This window comes from Chitinophaga sp. 9-1-y (assembly GCF_059511905.2).
On record NZ_CM197955.1, the window covers coordinates 2,506,064 to 2,527,754 of the forward strand.

Annotated in this window: 15 protein-coding genes; 13 read left to right on the forward strand and 2 right to left on the reverse strand. The window is 44.9% G+C overall.

Going from position 1 to position 21,691, the window contains the following annotated elements; genetic code table 11:
• Positions 1-6: 6 nt before the first annotated feature.
• The 11 genes from AC5ZC7_RS10015 to AC5ZC7_RS10065 all read left to right on the forward strand — a co-directional run bounded on the left by AC5ZC7_RS10015 (position 7) and on the right by AC5ZC7_RS10065 (position 18,107).
• On the forward strand, positions 7-1,581 hold the full coding sequence (locus AC5ZC7_RS10015; protein WP_496159447.1) for a RagB/SusD family nutrient uptake outer membrane protein: 1,575 nt from the start codon (positions 7-9) through the stop codon (positions 1,579-1,581).
• A 20-nt stretch (positions 1,582-1,601) separates the two neighbouring features.
• On the forward strand, positions 1,602-2,819 hold the full coding sequence (locus tag AC5ZC7_RS10020; RefSeq protein ID WP_496159446.1) for a glycan-binding surface protein: 1,218 nt from the start codon (positions 1,602-1,604) through the stop codon (positions 2,817-2,819).
• A 23-nt stretch (positions 2,820-2,842) separates the two neighbouring features.
• Complete coding sequence (locus AC5ZC7_RS10025) at positions 2,843-4,303, forward strand: cellulase family glycosylhydrolase (RefSeq protein ID WP_511911485.1); 1,461 nt, start codon at positions 2,843-2,845, stop codon at positions 4,301-4,303.
• Between the two features lie 24 nt (positions 4,304-4,327).
• On the forward strand, positions 4,328-6,259 hold the full coding sequence (locus tag AC5ZC7_RS10030) for a glycoside hydrolase family 97 N-terminal domain-containing protein (protein WP_496159444.1): 1,932 nt from the start codon (positions 4,328-4,330) through the stop codon (positions 6,257-6,259).
• A 119-nt stretch (positions 6,260-6,378) separates the two neighbouring features.
• Positions 6,379-8,562: a glycoside hydrolase family 3 C-terminal domain-containing protein gene (locus AC5ZC7_RS10035; RefSeq protein WP_496159443.1), complete on the forward strand. Its 2,184-nt coding sequence runs from the start codon at positions 6,379-6,381 to the stop codon at positions 8,560-8,562.
• A gap of 9 nt (positions 8,563-8,571) precedes the next feature.
• The gene (locus AC5ZC7_RS10040) at positions 8,572-10,677 is read left to right on the forward strand and encodes a beta-galactosidase (RefSeq protein ID WP_496159442.1); all 2,106 of its coding nucleotides are present in this window, start codon (positions 8,572-8,574) and stop codon (positions 10,675-10,677) included.
• A 21-nt stretch (positions 10,678-10,698) separates the two neighbouring features.
• Positions 10,699-11,601: an alpha/beta hydrolase-fold protein gene (locus AC5ZC7_RS10045; protein WP_496159441.1), complete on the forward strand. Its 903-nt coding sequence runs from the start codon at positions 10,699-10,701 to the stop codon at positions 11,599-11,601.
• Between the two features lie 24 nt (positions 11,602-11,625).
• Positions 11,626-13,218 carry a GH39 family glycosyl hydrolase gene (locus AC5ZC7_RS10050; protein WP_496159440.1) on the forward strand — a complete coding sequence of 531 codons (1,593 nt, stop codon included), beginning with the start codon at positions 11,626-11,628 and terminating at the stop codon, positions 13,216-13,218.
• Between the two features lie 45 nt (positions 13,219-13,263).
• Positions 13,264-13,482 carry a T9SS type A sorting domain-containing protein gene (locus AC5ZC7_RS10055; protein WP_496159439.1) on the forward strand — a complete coding sequence of 73 codons (219 nt, stop codon included), beginning with the start codon at positions 13,264-13,266 and terminating at the stop codon, positions 13,480-13,482.
• A 134-nt stretch (positions 13,483-13,616) separates the two neighbouring features.
• Complete coding sequence (locus AC5ZC7_RS10060) at positions 13,617-15,569, forward strand: discoidin domain-containing protein (RefSeq protein ID WP_511911488.1); 1,953 nt, start codon at positions 13,617-13,619, stop codon at positions 15,567-15,569.
• A 48-nt stretch (positions 15,570-15,617) separates the two neighbouring features.
• Complete coding sequence (locus AC5ZC7_RS10065) at positions 15,618-18,107, forward strand: glycoside hydrolase family 2 TIM barrel-domain containing protein (RefSeq protein ID WP_496159437.1); 2,490 nt, start codon at positions 15,618-15,620, stop codon at positions 18,105-18,107.
• A 121-nt stretch (positions 18,108-18,228) separates the two neighbouring features.
• On the opposite strand, the gene AC5ZC7_RS10070 is transcribed toward AC5ZC7_RS10065, so the two are convergent.
• Positions 18,229-18,732 (reverse strand): transposase, encoded by a 504-nt coding sequence (locus AC5ZC7_RS10070; protein WP_496159436.1) that lies wholly within the window; start codon positions 18,730-18,732, stop codon positions 18,229-18,231.
• A gap of 1 nt (position 18,733) precedes the next feature.
• Positions 18,734-19,204, reverse strand: coding sequence for a MarR family transcriptional regulator (locus AC5ZC7_RS10075; RefSeq protein ID WP_496159435.1), 471 nt, complete (start codon positions 19,202-19,204; stop codon positions 18,734-18,736).
• A gap of 262 nt (positions 19,205-19,466) precedes the next feature.
• On the opposite strand from AC5ZC7_RS10075, the gene AC5ZC7_RS10080 reads away from it, so the two are divergent.
• Positions 19,467-20,672, forward strand: coding sequence for an alginate lyase family protein (locus tag AC5ZC7_RS10080; RefSeq protein ID WP_496159434.1), 1,206 nt, complete (start codon positions 19,467-19,469; stop codon positions 20,670-20,672).
• A gap of 110 nt (positions 20,673-20,782) precedes the next feature.
• The gene (locus tag AC5ZC7_RS10085; RefSeq protein WP_496159433.1) at positions 20,783-21,652 is read left to right on the forward strand and encodes an AadS family aminoglycoside 6-adenylyltransferase; all 870 of its coding nucleotides are present in this window, start codon (positions 20,783-20,785) and stop codon (positions 21,650-21,652) included.
• Positions 21,653-21,691 lie beyond the last annotated feature (39 nt).

Below are 21,691 nucleotides of genomic sequence, written 5' to 3' on the forward strand. Positions count from 1 at the left end.
ATAGTTATGAAATCAATATTGGATAAAATAATTGCGTTCCTGCTAATAATAATAGTGATGACAGGATGCTCCAAAAGTTTTTTGGATCGTCCGCCGTTGTCACAAATAAGCGCCGATAATTTTTATCAGAATACCGGTGACCTTAGACTGGCAACAGCTGCATTGTATGCTGGTACGCCATGGGCCGACTGGAATTATAACTGTTACTTACCCGTAGGTGAAGTACTGAGTGGAAATATGGCAGTTGGCTATTGGGGAGATGCGGTGCAGTTGAATACATTTACTGTTACTGGCATGAATGGGATCATGATTGCTAATTGGAAGTCGATGTATAAAATCATCGCTCATTGTAATGTGACCATTAATGCCATCCAGCAAAAAGCCCCCAGTACGATTACCGATAAAGACAAGAATGCCGCCATTGCCGAGGCCCGGTTTATTCGTGGCTTTGCCTATTATAACCTGGCGGTGTTATGGGGTGCAGTTCCTGTTATTGAAGATAACAGTAAACTGATTGTATCTCCCCTGATTAACCGTATCAAAACAGAAGACGTATACAAATTCGCGATCAATGACCTGACATTTGCAGCCGGGCATCTTCCCGTTACAGATGTTGCCGGAAGAGTCACTACCTGGTCTGCACAGGGTATGTTGGCAAAGGTTTATTTAACAGCGGCCGGCCTGAATCAGCAGGGAACCAGGAATCAATCATTCCTTGATAGTGCGGCAAAATATGCCGGCAATGTGTGTAAGAACAGCGGGCTGGCACTGACAGCTAATTATGCCGATCTTTTTAAAACCCAGTTTAATGATAATCCTGAGTCATTGTTTGCATTACAATGGGCGCCGGGCGGCGGCTGGCTGGAAGGCAATATGTTACAGATCTACTCTCCGGGTGGTACCGAAATATCTGCCAACGGTTCAGCAGGTTGGTTTGCCATAGCGCCTACGGTGGATATGTACAAGTTGTATGCTACCAGGGATTCGTTAAGGCGTAAAGCTACGTTTATGATCAACGGCGACTATTACCCGGAACTGAATGCCGCTGGCGGTGGATTTAAGTATACAGGAGCGTGTGGATTGAAAAAACATATCATCGGTACCAACAAGGATAATAATGCGCCTACCATGAACTTAACCTCTTCCACCGAACACAATGCTTTATTAAGGCTGGCGGATGTTTATCTCTTGTATGCGGAAGCAATTCTGGGTAACAATGGTTCCACGAGCAATGCCGATGCTCTTATGTATTTTAATAAAGTTCGTTCGAGAGCCGGTATGCTCCCTGCACCTAAAATAGATGCCGACTCCCTGCTTATTGAAAGAAGAATTGAACTGGCAGGAGAAGGACAATACTGGATAGACCTGGTAAGGTTATCTTATTATAATCCGGTAAAAGCTATCAGTAAATTAAAAGGGGAGGCGCGCGTCACCTTTACACTGCCAGGTGGTGTTTTAACACCTGCGAGTCCATATGGGGTGATTACTCCTCCCACTATTCAAAGCTTTACTTTCCCTATACCTTCTTCTGAGGTTACTGCCAATCCAAAATTACAGGAACCTCCGGTATCATATTATTAAAAAACTAAAAATTATATACCGTGAATAAAATCATATTCAACCAGCTATATAAAAGTTTTCCGCTGCTTTTGCTTGCGGTGGTTTTTACGGGTATGCAATCTGCCTGTAAGAAAGACGCATCGGTAGGAGCTCCGGTAATAACAAGTGTTAGAAATTATGCGCCATCTCCTGCTGATACCCTGGTAAGTACGATCACTACAGGCCAGTGGGTAGTATTGATCGGACATAACTTAAAGGATGCGGTGCAGATATCCTTCAATGGGGTACCTGCTACTGTGAACAGTGTGATGTTTTCAGATACCAGTGCTGCCGTGTTGGTGCCTGCCGTGATACCGTTTCCATCGGTGCCTGCTGAAACCCTGAACACCATCCGTTATGTTACGCGGCAGGGGGCTACTACGTTTACGTTCAGCATTGCGGCGCCACCGCCTTCTATCACTGCTGTTTCCAACGAGAATGCCAATGAAGGGGATTCCGTGTATGTTTCCGGACTAAATTTATTTTTTATAAAAAATCTCACTTTTGCCGGTACTGCCATTACCCATTTCGCAGAAGCCAGCGATGGTACTTCTCTTGGATTTGTATTACCTAAGCTTACCCAAAGCGGCCCCGTAGTAGTGATAACTAAATCCGGCACGGCTACTACTCCTTACAATGTGAATGACGACAAAACGGGTATGCTCTGCAATTTTGATAACGTTAACACTTTTAGCTGGGGAACCGGTACCGATAACAGTAGTGCCACTTTCCCGGGAAACAGGGGCTACTATGCGGTACTGAAGAACGGTGTATTGCCAGCCGGTGACGGTACCTGGTGGGGCGACGGACGTAGTATAAATACCAATAAAGTTCAATGGATTCCTGTTGATAGCCTGAACGTTGCTATCGCTGATTATGCGTTGAAGTTTGAAATCAATGTTCCGGCGGCATGGACCGGCACCTCCATTTATGTGGTGAAAGGTTACTCGTTTGATTACATGGCCCGCTACGAGCCCTGGGCAGGTACAGATGGCGCCGTTGCTCCCTTTACTACAAAAGGCTGGCGTACTATAACGATTCCTTTATCCCTGTTCAGAACCAATGATGGTAAAGGCACTGCCGCGGCAAGCCTGACTACTTTGTTGGGCAGCACGGCTAACGGGGAGGTAAATATCCAGACCAAAAACTTTTCTGGTTCTGCTTCTACTTCCGGTTTGCAGGCAGCTATTGATAATATCAGGGTGGTGAAGATTAAATAGTGTCAATCATTTTAGCCAAGTATATGAATATGAAAATCAGCAGGTGGTATGCGACTGTCGGCCTTGTTATTTTTGCAGTGGCGTTTGCGTACTGCAGTAAAAAGAGTGATATCACACCTACATTGTCAGTGTCGTCAGCAGAAATTAATTTTCAGCCTGAGGGAGGAGTCGTGGATGTAGCTATTACCAGTAATGTAGACTGGAATATTAGTAATCCCGCTTCCGGTTGGCTGCAGGTAAGCCAAACAACCGGTAAGAGTGGTAATGTAACGGTGCACCTAACCACGGCGGCGAACACTACGGGTGCAAGCCGGTCAGCGGTGTTATCGGTTAGTGCGGGAAACAACCAGGTGCGCAGGGTGAACATACAACAAGGCGGCAGCTTATATCCGGGATACAATATATCGCCCGCACCTGCTGATGCAAGCGGCATGGGAAGTAATGCCGTGCAACTGGCAGCAAAGTTCAAATTAGGCTGGAATATTGGCAATACATTAGAAGCCATTGGTGGTGAAACCGCCTGGGGAAATCCTTTGATCAGTGAAAGCTATATCCGGTTGGTAAAACAGCAGGGATTTAATGCCATCCGCCTGCCTTGCTCCTGGAACCAGCATTCAGATCAGGCCACCGCTAAGATCCAGGGCGATTGGCTTAACCGCGTAAAACAGGTGGTGCAGTATTGTGTCAATAATGATATGTATGTTTTACTGAACATCCACTGGGACGGCGGTTGGCTGGATGCTAATATTAACAAGGCCAAACAGGACTCCGTTATCGCGAAACAAAAAGCATTCTGGGAACAGATTGCTACCACGATGCGTGATTTTGATGAACACCTGATGTTCGCCAGCGCCAATGAGCCACCTGCAGAAAATGCAGAACAGATGGATATCCTCAACAGTTACCATCAAACTTTCGTTAATGCCGTTCGTTCCACCGGTGGCCGTAATAGTTACAGGGTATTGGTAATACAGGGGCCAGGAACGGATATTGACAAAACCACCAGCTTTATGAATACACTTCCCACAGATCAGGTGAAAGACCGTATGATGGCAGAAGTACATTTTTACGGTCCTTCCCAGTTCTGTTTGCTAATGGACGGCGATGCCTCCTGGGGTAAAATGTTTTATTACTGGGGTACTGGCCATCACTCTACCATTGAGCCGGATAGAAATGCAACCTGGGGAGAAGAAAGTGATGTAGATAAAACCTTCAGCAAAATGAAAACAAAATTCACTGATAAACAGATCCCTGTGATATTGGGTGAATATGGTACCTACCGGCGCGGCAACAGCCGGTATGTTCCCAAAGATCTGGCTACTCACAACGATGCCGTGGATTATTGGCTGACCTACGTCACCAAACAGGCCATTGCCAATGGTATGAAGCCCTTTTTCTGGGATACCGGGGCTGCGTTGGACAGACGGAATAACACCGTATTGGATCAACGCACGATTAATGCAATTATGATAGGAGGGAACTAACTGTTAAGCACAAGTATGGTAAATATGAAATTTGCGATTGTCGCCGTCTTCTTTTTTTCTTTTTCCGCTTTGTCGTCGTTTGCGCAAAAAGTGACGGTTCAATCGCCGGACCAACGGATGAGTGTTTCCTTATTTTCAACACAGGATAATGATACAGGGGAATGGTATATCAACGCATCCTGCAATAGCCAGGGAAAGCTGGTGGAGGTGATTCCACGCATTGATGTAGGACTGTTGCGTAGCGATCAGGAATTTTCAAAGGAACTGAAGTTGCTTAAAGTTGGTAAACCCCGGCTTATCCATGAGCAGTACACTGCTTTACATGGTAAGAGAGCTGTTTGTACCAATGATGGGAATGAAATCACCGTTTCTTTTGAAAATCCTTCTAAAGCAAAATTGAATCTTATTATCAGGGCTTACAACGATGGCATTGCTTTCCGTTACGAGTTTCCGGAGAAACAAGGGACTTTTGTTGTCAAGGATGAACTGACGGCCTACACCATTCCCAAAGAGACCACCCGGTGGATGGAAAAATGGAATACCGCCAATGAAGGATTTTATACCTCCATGAGTGATAGCAGTATTCAAAAGCAGCAATGGTGTTATCCGGCGCTATTTAAGTTAAAAGATAATGATTGTTGGTTCCTGTTACATGAAGCTGATGTAACAGGAACCTATTGTGGTACTAAACTTAGTAACACAAACAATGAATCCATCTACAAGCTGACGTTTCCGGACCAGGGAGACGGAAGAGGACTGGGTGCATCACAGCCTGCTATTACGCTGCCCTGGCAATCTCCCTGGCGCGTCATCATTGCAGGTAGCCTGCCGGATATAGTAGCATCAACCCTGGTGGATGATGTATCTACTCCTGCTGTTGTAGCTCATACGGACTGGATTAAGCCGGGAATTGCTTCCTGGAATTATTGGTCCAGCAATCACGGTACCAGGGATTATAAAATTGTTTGTGCATTTGCCGACCTGGCAGCAGAAATGAACTGGCCCTATACCTTGCTCGACTGGGAATGGGATGCCATGGGTAATGGTGGAAACCTGGAGGATGCATTGCAATACATTCATGCAAAAGGCGTGAAGCCATTGATGTGGTATAACTCCGGAGGTCCGCATACTTATGTTACTTCTACTCCACGCGACCGGATGCTGACGCATGAGAAGCGGGTGGAAGAATTTACAAAACTGAAAAAGCTGGGCGTGGCAGGTATAAAAGTAGATTTCTTTGAGAGTGAAAAACAGGAGATGATCCAATACTATCTGGATATCCTGAAAGATGCTGCTGCATTCGAAATGATGGTTTACTTCCACGGCTGCCTGGTACCAAGGGGTTGGACAAGAACCTATCCGAACCTGATGACCCATGAGGCGGTACGCGGCGCGGAATGGTATAACAATGGACCCGATTTCACCATGGCCGCCCCGGCACATAACACCATTTTGCCTTTTACCCGCAACGTGGTGGGGCCAATGGATTACACCCCGGTTACCTTTACGAATTCTCAATTTCCGCATGTTACCTCCTACGGACATGAGCTGGCACTGAGTGTGGTGTTTGAATCCGGCATTCAGCACCTGGCGGATCGCCCGGAGGGTTATCGTGAATTGCCCGATGCCGCCAAAGGTTTTCTACAGGAGATTCCGGCTGCCTGGGATGATACCAGGTTATTGGCCGGGTATCCTGGTAAAGATGTAATGATGGCACGCCGTAAAAATAATGCATGGTTTATTGGCGCTATTAACGCGGAAATGCACGAAAAGAAGGAAAAAATCAATTTCAGTTTTCTACCGGAAGGAGTTAAATATAAACTGACATTGATTAGCGACGGAAAGCACGATAAGGCGTTTACCACCCGGTATTTAGTGGTGGATAAATCCAGTTCAGTAGAAGTTGATATGCTGCGCCGCGGTGGATTTGTGGCAGTAGTGAAGCCTATACCATAGCCAAACGATGATGCATATCGCCATCCTGGCTAAGCTGTCAGTGGCAATCATCCGGAAAAAACGCCTTCCACCTGGTGAAGCTTAATAAAAAGAACATATTGAAATTGAAAATGATGGAAATGAAAAGAATAGTTAGAAGATGGGTACTTGGGATTACGGGCCTGTTGATAGGAGGTATGGCCAGTGCACAATTAACGGGCAATGACAATAAGCAGGAGGAGAAGATCCGCTCATTGATCCGCCGGATGACCCTGGCGGAAAAGGTTAGTTTATTGCATGGCAATTCAAAATTTTATGTATCGGGAGTAAAGAGATTGGGTATTCAGGAATGGGCATTGAGCGACGGGCCTCATGGTGTGCGTGCAGAAATAAACCGGCACGACTGGGCTTACGCGGGATGGACGAATGACTCCGCTACCTGCTTTCCGCCAGGCACAGCATTGGCTGCCACCTGGAATCCCAAGTTGGCTTACCAACGCGGAATTGTGCTGGGTGAAGAAGCCCGTTTTCGGGAAAAAGACATCTTGCTGGGACCTGGTGTCAACATTATCCGTTCACCACTTGGTGGAAGAAATTTTGAGTACATGAGTGAAGATCCGTTGCTTATTGCAAAGATGGCGGTCGCTTATATTAAAGCATTACAGTCGAAAGATGTAGCGGTAAGTGTAAAACACTGGCTGGCCAATAACCAGGAAACGCATCGGGATTCTGTAGATGTACATATGAGTGAGCGTGCCTTGCGTGAAATTTATCTGCCCGGATTTAAAGCATCAATAACCGAAGGCGGAGCCTACACAGTAATGGCGGCATATAATAAGTTCAGAGGCGACTGGTGTTCTGAAAATGAATACCTGAACAGGGAAATACTCCGCAAAGAGTTTGGCTTTAAAGGGGTATTGATGACCGACTGGGCAGCTGCACATACCACCGTGAAGGCAGCTTTAACGGGTCTTGACCTGGAGATGGGAACGGATAAGAAAGATTACAATGAATGGTACTTTGCCGATCCGTTGATCAGCGCGGTAAAAGAGGGGAAAGTGCCGGTAGCCATTGTTGACGAAAAAGTAGCGAATGTATTGCGGGTGATGATGGCCACAAAAATGTTTGATGAAGGGAAGCGCGAAAAAGGGAAAATGAATACACCGGAACATCAGCAGGCAGCGTATAACGATGCTGCTGAAGCGGCCGTGTTGTTACAGAATAACGGGAATATACTTCCCATCGATTTTAAAAAAATAAAATCAGTTGCTATTATTGGCGATAATGCCACACGCAGGCATTGCAACGGCGGGCTAAGCTCCGAGATTAAAGCCCTGTACGAAATTACACCGCTGGAGGCCATCCGCAAAAAATTCGGTGCGGATGTGAAAATTAACTTTGCACAAGGATATGAAAAGCAGTCGACCTTTAAAGAAGGCAGTAATACTGGTCAAACAAGCGCTGATAAGATCGATTGGAAATTGATTGATGAAGCAGTGAATGCAGCGAAAGCTTCGGACGTGGTGATTGTTTTTGGCGGACTAAATCATGATTTTGACACGGAATCTTCCGACAAGCAAAACATGGATTTACCTTATGGGCAAGATGTATTGATTCGTGAAGTAGCAAAGGCGAACCCGAATACCGTAGCGGTTATTATTGCTGGTTCACCCGTGAAATTATCCGGTATAGTTCAGCGGGTACCCGCCATATTATGGTCGTGGTTTGGTGGAATGGAAGCCGGCAATGCAGTAGCTGATTTGTTGAGTGGTAAGGTAAATCCTTCCGGCAAACTACCCTTTACGCTGCCGGTATCTCTGGACCAGTCGCCTGCACATGCATTGGGCAATTTCCCGGGAAGAGATCTCCGTGTAAATTATGAAGAAGATATTTTGGTAGGATATCGTTGGTTTGATACGAAGAAAATTGTTCCCCAGTTTCCATTTGGATATGGTCTTTCTTATACCGGGTTTTCGATCAGTAATTTCTCGGCAGACAAAACCAGTTATGGAAAGGAAGAAACGATCCACGCAAAATGTACGATAACCAATACAGGAACCCGCGAAGGGGCAGAAGTGGTACAGCTGTATGTCAGCGATCCGCAATGCACCGTGTTGCGTCCGGAGAAAGAGTTGAAGGCTTTTGAAAAAGTTTTTCTACAGCCCGGCGAAACGAAAACTGTTGAGCTGACCATAAAAGTGGCTGATCTGGCCTTTTATGATGAGTCAAAAAAATCCTGGAATGTAGAAGCCGGGGAATTTGTATTGCAAATCGGAAATTCATCCCGGGGCATTTCATCCGCGGTGAATATTTTGGTGAAGTAAGGTTAATCAATGAAAACAGTCATTCAGATGAATAAAAGTGCCATCGCTGTTCTTATCGCCATTTTAATGTCGGGATTAACAGCAAAATCACAGAAAGCCAATCAATTTTTTCCTGCTGAAAAACTGATCACCACTGGTATCTATTATTACCCGGAACATTGGAACGAAAACCAATGGGAGAGGGATATTAAAAAAATAGCCGACATGGGATACGAGTTTGTGCACGTAGCAGAATTCGCATGGTTTAGGTTTGAGCCGGAAGAAGGAAAATTTGATTTCGCCTGGCTGGATAAAGTGATCCATCTCTGTGAAAAGTATCACCTGAAAGTACTGATGTGTACACCATCCGCTACCATGCCTGCATGGATGAGAGATAAGTATCCCGAAACATACCTGATGTACGGGAATTATATTCGTGGCGAGCATGGTACCCGTGGTCTGGGTTCAAATGCGAATGCGAAATATAGATTCTTTGTTGAAAGAGCGGTAACGGAACTGGCGAAACATTATGGGCAGAATAAGAATGTGGTGGGTTGGCAGTTAGACAATGAACCTGATGCCAAAACGGATTACAGTCCTTCTGCACAAACAGCATTCCGGCAATGGCTGCAACGGAAATATAAGACCATTGAAGCATTGAACACGGCCTGGGGAACCGCTTTCTGGAGTCAGCGATACAATCAATTCAGCCAGATAATGATACCTAATACCACATTGGTAAATTGGTGGGGAAATAATCCACATGCTTTACTGGACCTGAAACGATATTCAGCAGATGAGCAGGCAGATTTTCTTGATTTGCAGGCCGCTGTTTTAAGAAAATATATTACCCCCCATCAATACATCACTACCAATTATACCGCTGTTAGTCCATTTGCTAACCCCCGACTAACCAGGAAGATGGATTTTGCCGCCTACACCGCTTACCCTAATGGAGGGGCTGGCAATATGGGCAGTTTAGGATTCAGATTAGGAGATAGCAAGACGGTTTTATTCGCATCTGAGTATTATAAATCAGTGGGCGGTTTTACCGGTGTAATGGAAATGCAACCGGGACCAACCAATTGGGCAGGACAGGCATCATTGCTGTTGCCGGGTACGGTGAGAATGTGGCTGTATCACAGTTTTGCGGCGGGTGGTCAATTTGCCTGTTCTTACCGTTTCCGTCAAATTCTATATGGATCAGAACAATATCATGCCGCGGTTATTAAAACGGATGGAGTGACGCCTTCACAAGGAGGGGAAGAATATATCCGGTTTAACAAGGAAATACGGCAATTACGACAATACTATAAACCTGGTGCACAGCTGCCGCAAAAATTGGCGGTGCGAAAAACCGCTGTGGTGTGGAATTTGGAAAACTATTGGACGATCGATCGCCAGAAGCAAAATGTACGCTGGGATTCCTGGAACTATCCGGTGAAGTTTTTGGAAATGGCGAAGTCTTTCGGCGCTGCTGTAGATGTAATTGATGAAAAAGCTGATTTGTCTGACTACAAGGTAGTCATCATTCCCGCTTATGAAATGGCAGATCCTGGGTTGATTCAAAAATGGGCCCATTATGTAGAGCAGGGAGGACATTTAATCATCACCTGCCGCACAGCAACCATGGACCGTAACGGGCATTTTTGGGAGGGAGAAACAGCGGCCCCGCTTTCCGACTTAATCGGCGCGCATATTACCACCACCGATATGATTCCACCGAATAGTAAGGGAGACATCCTCGCGGACCAACATCATTATTCCTGGAATATCTGGGCCGATTTACTGAAGCCCGATGATAATACACTTGTGCTGGCGACTTACAACGACCAGTTTTATAAAGGCAGCGCAGCTGTGGTAAAAAAGAAAATCGGTAAAGGAGCGGTAACATATATCGGCGTAGTGACCGATGATATGAAGCTGGAAAAGGAGATATTGAAAGGTAACTATGTGGAAGCCGGTGCCGATGTGGAGAGTTATCCGCCAGGCGTATTTGTCTATTGGCGGGATGGCTTCTATGTGGCCGTGAATTACTCCTCTGATAACTATGAGATGAAAATGCCCGACCACGCCAAAATATTGATCGGAGAAAAAGTACTGGAACCAGGCGGTGTATTGGTTTGGAACGAATAAAATAACCTTAAAAAAAATAAAATGAGTAACCGGTATTTATTTATTTCGATCGTATGTATGATGGCCAGTCATATCTGCCTGGCACAAACAGATAAAGTTTCTGCTAAAACCGATACGATACCCACATTTCCTGACCCGCCAGCCGGGTATAATGCACAGCAAAGTAATGTGCCTCACGGCAAATTAACCGTTGTTCAGTACGACTCCAAAACACTTGGAAAACGCCGGGAAATGAACGTGTATACGCCTCCAGGGTACTCCGCCAATAAGAAATATCCGGTGTTGTATCTGTTGCATGGTTTGGGAGCAGACTATCGTCAATGGACCGAATGGTGCCAGGCAGACAATGTTGCGGATAACCTGATAGCAACGGGTAAGATACAACCAATAATAATAGTTTTCCCTAACGGTGATACCAAGCTGACGGTAACAGATACTGCCGCCGCCAGCCGTTCCGGGAGAGCAGATGGTTTTGAAGGCTACCGGAAGCCATTTGAGGAGGATTTATTGAAAGATATCATCCCTTACATTGATTCACATTATTCCACGATTAATGACAATGAACATCGGGCTATAGCGGGATTGTCAATGGGCGGAGGACAGTCGTTAAATATAGGGTTGCATCACCTGGAAACGTTTGCCTATGTAGGTGGATTTTCCTCTGCGCCTAATACAAACAAGTTTGGTGGTATGTATACCGACGTCAAATTTATTCCAGATATCCAGGCTGCCCGGGAGAAGATGAAACTGCTATGGATAGGATGTGGGAATAAAGATGGGCTTTTCGATATTAGTAAAAAGGCGCATCAGTATCTTATCGAAATAGGTGTTCCCCATGTTTGGAATGTAGATACTAACGGGCATGACAATAACGAATGGGATCGTAATCTGTACTTGTTTTCCCAGCAAATTTTTAAACAGTAGTAAGGAAGGTAAATATATCAGAAGATGAAAAAGAATGTCATTCTTTTGATGCTCCTGTTTTCTGCCGTTGCAGAAACATTGGTGGCACAAAGGATAAAGGAGAAGAAACCAGTTGCTCCTGAACGCGTAATCAATATCGACTTTAATAAAACAGCCGGAAAACTCAACACGATGTTTAACGAATGTGTGGGTGCCGGCCGTGCTAATGAAGGACTTCGGGCAGATTGGCAACAACAGCTGGCGTATGTAAGAAAAGAATGTGGTTTCAGGTATATCCGTATGCATGGTCTTTTAACAGATGACATGGCGGTATACACAGAAGACAATAAAGGCAACCCGGTGTACAACTATATGTACATTGATGCGTTATTCGACTTTTTGCAAAGTATTGGCATGAAACCATTTGTTGAACTTGGTTTTATGCCTTCCGCGCTGGCCAGCGGTTCCAAAACCATCTTCTGGTGGAGGGGCAACGTAACGCCGCCAAAGGATTATGAAAAATGGGCCGCATTAGTGAAAGATCTTACCCGGCACTTTACAGAACGTTATGGTGCCGATGAAGTAAAGACCTGGTATTTCGAGGTCTGGAATGAACCTAACCTGAACGGATTTTGGGCAGGGAGCCAGGAAGACTATTTCAAATTATATACTTATAGCGCGAAGGCAATTAAAAGTGTTAATGCTTCTTATCGCGTTGGTGGTCCAGGCACTGCCGGCGCTGCGTGGGAGCCTGAAATGATTGATTATTGCGATAAGCACCAGGTGCCGATAGATTTTATAAGCACGCATGCTTATGGCGTAAAGCAGGGTTACCTCGATGAATTTGGCCGCTCTGGTACGGTACTCGATAAAAACCCGATGAGTATCAGTGGCGATGTACTCGACTCGCGAAAAGAAATAGCGGCGTCAAAGATGCCTGGACTGGAACTACATTACACCGAATGGAGCGCCTCTTATACCCCGGCAGATCCCATTCACGATAGTTATCACGAAGCAGCATTTGTGTTGCAGAAACTGAAACAGGTGGGCAACGCTGCCAACTCCATGTCGTATTGGGTGTTTACCGATATTTTTGAAGAAGCCGGCCCCCGCTTTACACCCTTTCACGGAGGCTTCGGGATGCTGAATACGCAGGGCATCAACAAGCCTGTATTCTATGCTTACCAGTTTTTGAACAAACTTGGAAATACTGAGTTGGTAAATAACGATGCTACTTCCTGGGTATGCAGGGATCCGGCCGGAAATATCCAGGTGCTCGCCTGGGATTTTACGCATACACATCCGGGAGATTCTGTACATAATCAGCAATATTATATCCGCGATCTTCCTTCCAAAACGAAAGGGACATTAAAGGTCAATATAGCAGCTGTGCCCGAAGGCAATTACGCACTGGAAGTATATAAAGTAGGCTACCATAGCAACGATGCTTATTCCACTTATCTATCGCTAGGAAAGCCGGCACAGCTCAGCAGGCAGGAAGTTGAACAAATAAAAAGGCAAAATGATGGTTCGCCCGTTGCCCGGGAAATAGTGACTGTAAAAGCCGGCGTCCCTTTTACAAAAGAGCTGGAGATCCGTGAAAACGATGTATTCTTTTTGAATATGATCAAACTGTAATGATATAGGTTATTAAACGGCGTCTCCTTTTCATCAACATTTAATATGATGATAGATAAACCCAGGGAGGTAAAACGTATTATTATTTTTGACATCATGGGCAAAGAAATGCAGATAGCCAGGCATACGGCCATTTCAAATGTAATGTCGATGGGCGCTTCCCTGAAAGCAGGTAGCTACATAGTGCGGGTAGAAGCTGCAACGTGGGTAAAGACATTCAAAGTTCTGAAGACAAATTATATCCAGGTAATATTAACAATATGACTATTAGTAGGATGAGATATTTACTTTGTGGAATGTTCCTTTTCCTGTGTTCAGCGAGTATTAGCTATGCCCAGGTAAAGCCACCAGCACCTTTTGGCCCGGTGCCAACGGAAAATCAAATGAGATGGCAGGAGATGAAATATTATGCTTTTGTCCATTTCTCCCTAAATACCTATACGGACCAGTCGTGGGGATTTGGTAATGAAGATGTTGGATTATTTAATCCATCGAAGTTGGATTGCCGTCAATGGGCCCGTATATGCAAAGAAGCTGGGATGAAAGGTATTATACTTACCGTAAAGCATCACTGTGGTTTCTGCCTCTGGCCTTCTAAATACACTGAATACTCCGTAAAAAATGCACCATGGAAAAATGGCCATGGAGATGTAGTTCGGGAATTGGCAGATGCCTGTAAGGAATACGGCTTAAAACTGGGCATTTATTTATCGCCCTGGGATAGGAACAGCCCGGATTATGGAAAGCCGGAATATATCACTTACTTCAGAAATCAGCTAACGGAACTCCTCACTAACTACGGGCCAATTTTCGAAGTGTGGTTTGATGGCGCCAATGGCGGTTCAGGATATTATGGTGGGGCTAATGAAACACGTACCATTGATCGCACCACCTACTATGACTGGCAGAATACCTATAAGCTGATCCGCAGGCTTCAACCTGACTGCGTAATATGGAACGATGGTGGAGATAGGGCAGACCTGCGATGGGTAGGCACCGAAGGTGGTGTTGTGGGCGAAACGAACTGGAGTTTGCTAAATGCCAAAGGTGAGGTGGAATGGAATATGTTGCATCATGGCCTCGAAAACGGCGACTCCTGGGTGCCGGCAGAAGTTAATACATCTATCCGGCCAGAATGGTTCTATCATCCTCATGAAGATGGCCAGGTGAAAACAGTACCGCAATTAATGGATACTTATTATAATTCCGAAGGACGCAACGGCACACTACTGCTTAACTTTCCCATCATGCCCAATGGGTTGATTCATCCAAATGATGAAAAGGCCGCGCTTGGACTTGCCAGGGCTGTAAAAGAAGCATTTGCCGTAAATCTCGCTGCCAACAGGAAGGCCGACGCTTCTAATGTTCGCGGAAATGCCAAAGCGTTTGGTGCCGGGATGGCTGTTGATAGTAGTAAGGATACCTATTGGGCCACAGATGACAACGTGACTAATGCGTCGCTGACGATAGATCTTGGTAAGCCCACCATCTTCAATCGTTTCCTGGTTCAGGAATATATCCGGCTGGGTCAACGCGTGAAAGCCTTCACAGTGGAGGCGCTGGTAGATGGAACCTGGAAAGAGGTGGCAAAAGCAACAACAATCGGCTATAAACGAATCCTGCGTTTCCCGGCCGTAAAGGCAACGCAGGTACGGTTGAATATCACCGATTCAAAAAGTAGTCCCGTAATTGCGGCTATCGGCATTTATAATGCCCCGCAAATGTTGGCTGCTCCTGTTATTACCAGGAATCAGTCCGGTGAAATAACAATCACTCCGGCAGATACTGAGTCGGTTGTTTATTACACACTGGGTGGCGGGCAGCCTACTCCCCAATCAAAGCAATACACCGGCCCCATTCCATCAGCAGGAAAATTGGAGATAGCCGCTATTGCCTTCGAATCAGCCACCGGAAAAAGTAGTCCTGTCTCCCGGGAGAAGTTTGATATCTCCCGGAAGGACTGGAAAATCCTGGGACTAAACGATGAAAAGGCCCGCCTGATCCTGGATGGAAATCCATCAACCGCGTGGCATCAGCACAACGATCAGAAAATGCCTGTTGATTTGCTGCTCGATCTGGGAAGTGAGCAACAGCTTTGCGGTTTCAAATATCTGCCGGATCAGGGCAGTACTAGTGGAGCAGCATCAAAATACCAGTTTTTTGTTTCCCAGGATAACACCGCGTGGAAACTGGCAGATGAAGGAGAATTCCCAAATATCAGGAACAATCCGGTATGGCAAACGAGAAGCTTTACGCCGGTAAAGGCCCGCTATGTGAAGCTTCGCGCCCTGCAGGAGGTAAACGGTCATCAGGATGCGGGATATGCAGAAGTGGAGGTGATCACCAGGTAATAAACGGGAAATTTTCTGAAAGATAAAAATTTATAAAGACTCTATTTCATGAAAAAGATAGCAAGGATAGTAGTGACACTGGCTGTAGCGTTTATTTATCAGTCATCATGTTATGCCCATACGGTTATGCCGGAGAAACCAGGCCATCATGTATTGCTGCAGAAAAATGCGGGTATTCCATTCGCAAAAAATGGCGCTCGCGGTGGTATTGAAAGGAAACAATTGTTTGATGACGGCTGGAAATTTTTTTTAGGTGATGCCCCTGACGCCAAAGCAAAATCCTTCAACGATAAAGATTGGAGAAACCTGAACTTACCGCACGATTGGAGCATTGAAGGAGCGATAAACCCTAAAAATCCCACTGGTGGTCCCGGTGGATATTTTCCTACAGGCATTGGATGGTACCGGAAAACCTTCTCTGTTCCGGGAGAATGGAAAGGCAAACAGTTTTCGATTTATTTCGAAGGTGTTTATATGAATGCTGAAGTTTTTATTAACGGAAAATCGCTTGGCATTCGTCCATATGGCTATTCATCGTTTAGCTATGATTTATCGCCTTACCTGGAATATGGCGGAGAAAATGTTATATCAGTACGGGTAGATAATGCGCAGCAGATCAACACCCGGTGGTATAGTGGATCCGGTATTTACCGGCACGTTTGGATGTTGATGACCGATCCGGTGCATGTAGCACAATGGGGTGTTGCGGTTTCAACGCCCAACGTTTCTGCCCAAAAGGCTACCGTCCAGGTTAAAACGCTGATCAAGAATGAAACCACTACCCACCAAAGCATTGTAGTTAAGACGCAGCTGCTGAATAAAAATGCTAAAAATGTGGGTGATGATCAAGTAAAAGTGGAGCTCCCGGCTAATAGCGAAAAGGAAATTACCCGTACCATCGTTGTATCCAATCCTTTACTTTGGTCGCCGGAAACGCCCAATTTATACCAGGCGCAAATACAGGTTTTAAAAGATAAAAAAGTAATCGACGACACCAAATCTGTTTTTGGTATTCGCTCCATAAAATTTACGCCTGAAAATGGTTTTCAGCTGAATGGTAAAACAATAAAAATAAACGGTGGATGTGTGCACCATGATAATGGCTGCCTGGGTGCCGCTGCCTTTGATCGTGCTGAGGAGCACAAAGTGGAATTGTTGAAGGCTGCCGGTTTCAATGCCGTAAGAACTTCGCATAATCCTCCTGCTGAAGCATTCTTAAAAGCTTGCGATGAATTAGGCATCCTGGTAATGGACGAGGCGTTTGATTGCTGGAGAATAGGGAAGAATAAAAATGACTACGCGCGGTATTTTGATAAGTGGTGGAGTATTGATTTAGAAGCAATGGTGAAGCGCGACTTAAATCATCCTTCCATTATAATGTGGAGTATAGGAAATGAGATACCGGAGAGAGGGGAGCCGGAAGCGGTAAAAACAGCTAAGATGTTGGTTGATCATATCAGGAAAATAGATCTTTCCCGCCCGGTGACCTCCGCAGTGGTAGAGAAAAATAACGGATGGGAAATCTTTGATTCACTGATGGCTGTACATGACATAGCGGGTTACAATTATCATTTATACAATGCACCTGCTGATCATAAAAGAGTGCCTTCACGCGTAATTGTTCAAACAGAATCCTATCCGAGAGATGCGTTTAAAAATTGGGAACTGGTACAGGACAACCACTATGTGCTGGGGGACTTCGTTTGGACAGCAATGGATTATCTGGGAGAATCAGGAATCGGTCGTTGGTATTATTCGGGAGAAGTACCGGGAGAGCATTGGGAGCATGATCTCTTTCCGTGGCATGCGGCTTATTGTGGCGATATAGACCTGGTTGGATGGAGAAAGCCCATCTCGCATTACAGGAGCATGCTATATAATAGCGGGGAGAAACTTTACATGGCTGTTCGCGAGCCGGCTCCGGCGCCTCTGGAAATCAAGGAAACATGGTGGTCGGTATGGCCTACCTGGGAAAGCTGGACATGGACTGGGTTTGAAGGGAAAAATGTTGAGGTGGAAGTCTATTCAAAATATCCCAAAGTCCGGCTTTACCTCAATGATAAACTGATAGGCGAGAAAGCAACTACCCGCGAGCAACAGTTCAAAGCAACATTTACGGTTCCTTATACAAATGGGGTGCTGAAAGCAGTGGGGGTAGAAAATGATAAAGAAGTGGAGTCAAGATTGCTGCAAACCGCCGGTGCTGCTGCAAAAATGAAGTTAACTGCCGATCGCAAAACATTAACCGCAAATGGACAAGACCTGACTTACGTTACCGTTGAAATAACAGATGCGGATGGCATATTTCAACCCAATGCAGCAAACCGTCTGCATTTCAGTATTGATGGACCCGGTGTGATCGCAGGAATAGATAATGCCGATATTAAGGATACAGATCCTTATGTGGGTGACACGCGTAAAGCATGGCACGGGCGTGCATTAGTGGTTATCAAAAGCACGCAACGCGCCGGTGATATTCAGCTGACAATATCTTCGCCGGGTTTATCAGCAAATACAATAAGCATACAGGCACGATAATGTTTGATATCTGAATAGGTGCATCTGGTTGATTAGTCGGCCAGATGCAATGCTGTTTGTGAAATAAAAAGAATTATGTTTTACGCTTCTTGCAGGCTCCGCAATCATCACCCACCGATGATTAATGACGTAAATTAAATAACTTGATCATTAAAGGAATGAGGCCCATCGAAACCAGGAAAAATATGGCTACCCGGATGTAGTTGAGTGTTTGCCACAGCGATGTTCTGCTCACTAAATCCTGCCCCGTTGTTTGTGTTTCCGCTATCTGCTGGAAATGGATGATGTTGGGGGCGAAGAAAGCCAGTGTCCAGGCTCTTACAGCGAAATGAATGGCAAACAGCACCAGCAACCAGTTCCTGGCAAAATCAATTTTCCAGCAGAAAATGATCGCAAGTATAAAAGTAACTTCATGTAATGAATGAAGAATGATCCAGAAATTTTTCAGACTTGCTCCTCGTCCATCTAATAAAAGTTTGAAATTAGCTGGTGGGGAATCTGACCATTTAGGAACAAATACCAGGGTCTCAAATATCTGCGCCCCATTCATTAGAAAATAGAGGAGAGTAGTGATGCAAAGCCATATTTCGGCTCTTGTCAGATAGCTTTGGGAGATATTTTCCATTTTAGTCATTGTTTAATTGGTGGGTTACTTCTTTCAATATGACGGATGCCTCCGTGAAATAACGTTGTATGGTTTGTATTTCCTTTTCTGTAAAAGAGGATAGTAAATCTTCCGTTTTTTCCTGTAGCCTCGTAAATAGCGGTGTTAACATTTTTAATGCCTCTTTTTCATTGGGTACTATTATTACCTTCCGCCTGTCGCTTTTGTCGAATTGCCTTTTGACAAGTTTCTTTTTTTCAAGACGGTCAATTACGCCTGTAACAGCCCCGGTTGTTAGCCCGGTCAACTTTGATAATTCTCCTGCCGTAACTACTCCGCTTTGAAGGATGAGGCCTAGGTATTTGTGGTCCGTGCCGGATAGCCCGGCTTTCCTGGCAATTGCTTCATGCATTAGGATGGAGCTGTCCGAATATAACCTGCTGGCAGATCTGAAAGCGCCAAGCATTTCTTCTTTATGCTTAATTTCTTTCACTATATATCTTAATTAAATAAGTATCTTAGTTAACAAAGATAATATTTAAGCAGACAAAAACAAATAATATATATTTCCTGTCCTGCATCCGTAGCGCCGGAACGTTAATGCCATAAAGCACAGCAGGAGGAAGTACTTTGTGATTGCATTGTTAAGTATTTCTCCCCGGATAATATTGTCAGGCAACCTGCGTTTATATTTTTCCGTATACGTTTATTATTGTCATTTGAACATTTATTTAATTGAAAAACCTGTGAGATTAATGAATTTAAGTACCATTGGAGGAATACTACTATTTTTCGTGGTGACATCCTGTAAAAAAGAGCTGGCAGATGCCAGCGGGAAATTACCATTAAACAATCATGACACTGTTTTTGTGCACCCTGGATTATTGCATAAACAGTCTGATTTTGACCGGATGAAAAGTAAAGTGGATGCCCACGCTGAGCCCTGGCTATCAGGGTGGAATCAGCTAATCGCTAATTCACACAGCGCACTTAGCTGGCAGCCTAACCCGGCAGATACCGTTTACCGCGGCAGCGATGGTATTCATCATGAGAACTATGGCCAGCTGTATAATGATATTGCTGCGGCCTATGCTACCGCATTGAGATGGAAGGTCTCGGGCGACAAGCAATATGCCGACAAGTCGGTACAAATCATGAATGCATGGTCCGCCAGGCTAAAGGCCCTCGCCGGTAACAACGATGCGAACCTGGCTGCCGGGTTATACGGTTACCAGTTTGCCAATGCCGCAGAAATCATGAGAACATACAAAGGCTGGGCACCCGGAGATTTCTCCAGGTTCCAGAAAATGATGCTGCAGGTTTTTTACCCGATGAATCATGCTTTCCTCGCGAGAAAAGAAAGGTGTATGAGCCACTTCTACGCCAACTGGGATTTGTGCGTGATGAACTCCATCCTGGCCACGGGGGTACTGTGCGATGACCGGGACATATATAATGAAGCCATCAATTATTTTAAGCACGGCGCCGGAAATGGTGCTATTACCAATGCCATTTACTTTATTCACCCGGATGGCCTGGGACAATGGCAGGAGAGTGGGCGAGACCAGGGACATACTACACTGGGCATTGGCCTGATGGGTACATTTTGTGAAATGGCCTGGAATCAGGGTGATGATATGTATGGTTACGACAACAACCGGTTTTTAAAAGGGGCAGAGTATGTAGCCGCATATAATCTCGGTGATTCGGTTCCCTTTAAACCCTATACCAATTGTGTAGGTGTTGTACAGAATGTTATCAGCAGCGGCAGCCGGGGAAATACGCGCCCTGTTTGGGAACTGGTGTATAATCACTATGTCAACCGCAAAGGACTGGTAGCGCCAAATTGTGCCAGGTTCGCCCAGAAAGTACGCCCGGAGGGAGGTGGCGGAAATTATGGCCCCAATAGCGGAGGCTACGATCAACTGGGTTATGGAACATTAACTTTTTCACTGAAATAAGCATCGATACGGTTTAAAGAAAAAGACCCTGCATAATTTTTGCAGGGTCTTTTTCTTTAAAAAAGGATACCTGTATATTAGGGTTTTAAATTTTTTTAACAAGATCTTAAATGAATAACCGGGCGCAAAAACTCGACAATATCATTGATTGGGCAACTAAAAATAATGCTATAAGGGCGGTGTTACTGACAAGCTCTCTAACTAATCCCCATGCTCCACAGGATGATTTCAGCGATTTAGATATTGAATTTGTAATTGATGACTTAGCCTTATTCCTGGCAGATGATGGCTGGCTTTCCACTTTCGGAAAAGTGATGTCGAAAGTAGTGGAAAATGAGGATGCCTTTGATGGTAAACATGCAATGAGGATGGTGCTTTACGATGATTATGTAAAAATTGATTTCAAGCTTTATAGTAAAAAAGTATTTATAGAAGAGGTAAACAACGAAGCATTACAAGAAGATTGGGATGTAGGCTATAAGGTTTTGGTAGACAAAGATCAGCTCACTAACAACATCAAACCGCCTACCTATCAAACGGTCATCATTAAGAAACCAACGGAGCAAAAGTTTAACCAGGTATTGAATGACTTTTGGTGGGATATGACCTATGTGGCAAAATGCCTTGCCCGGGATGAGATTTTCTACGCAAAATTTATGACCGAGAATATGATGAGGACGGACTATTTAGTTCCTATGATTGAATGGTACATAGCCATAAAACACAATTGGAATATCACGACAAATAAACATGGCCGGCTTTTTAAGAAAAATTTACCTCCGGCACTTTGGAAGCGAATAGAAGCAACATTTTCAGGAAGCAATATAGAAGACAATTGGGTGGCATTGTATGCCTATGCAGACTTAGGCCACGATTTAGGTATTGAATTGGCTGCAGCGTTGGGTTATCATTATCCCATACAATTGGAGAAAGACATTAGAGACTACCTCACCTATGCTAAAAAATACCAGGCTAAATGAATGAGACAAAAAAGGTTGCAGGATATTCCTGCAACCTTT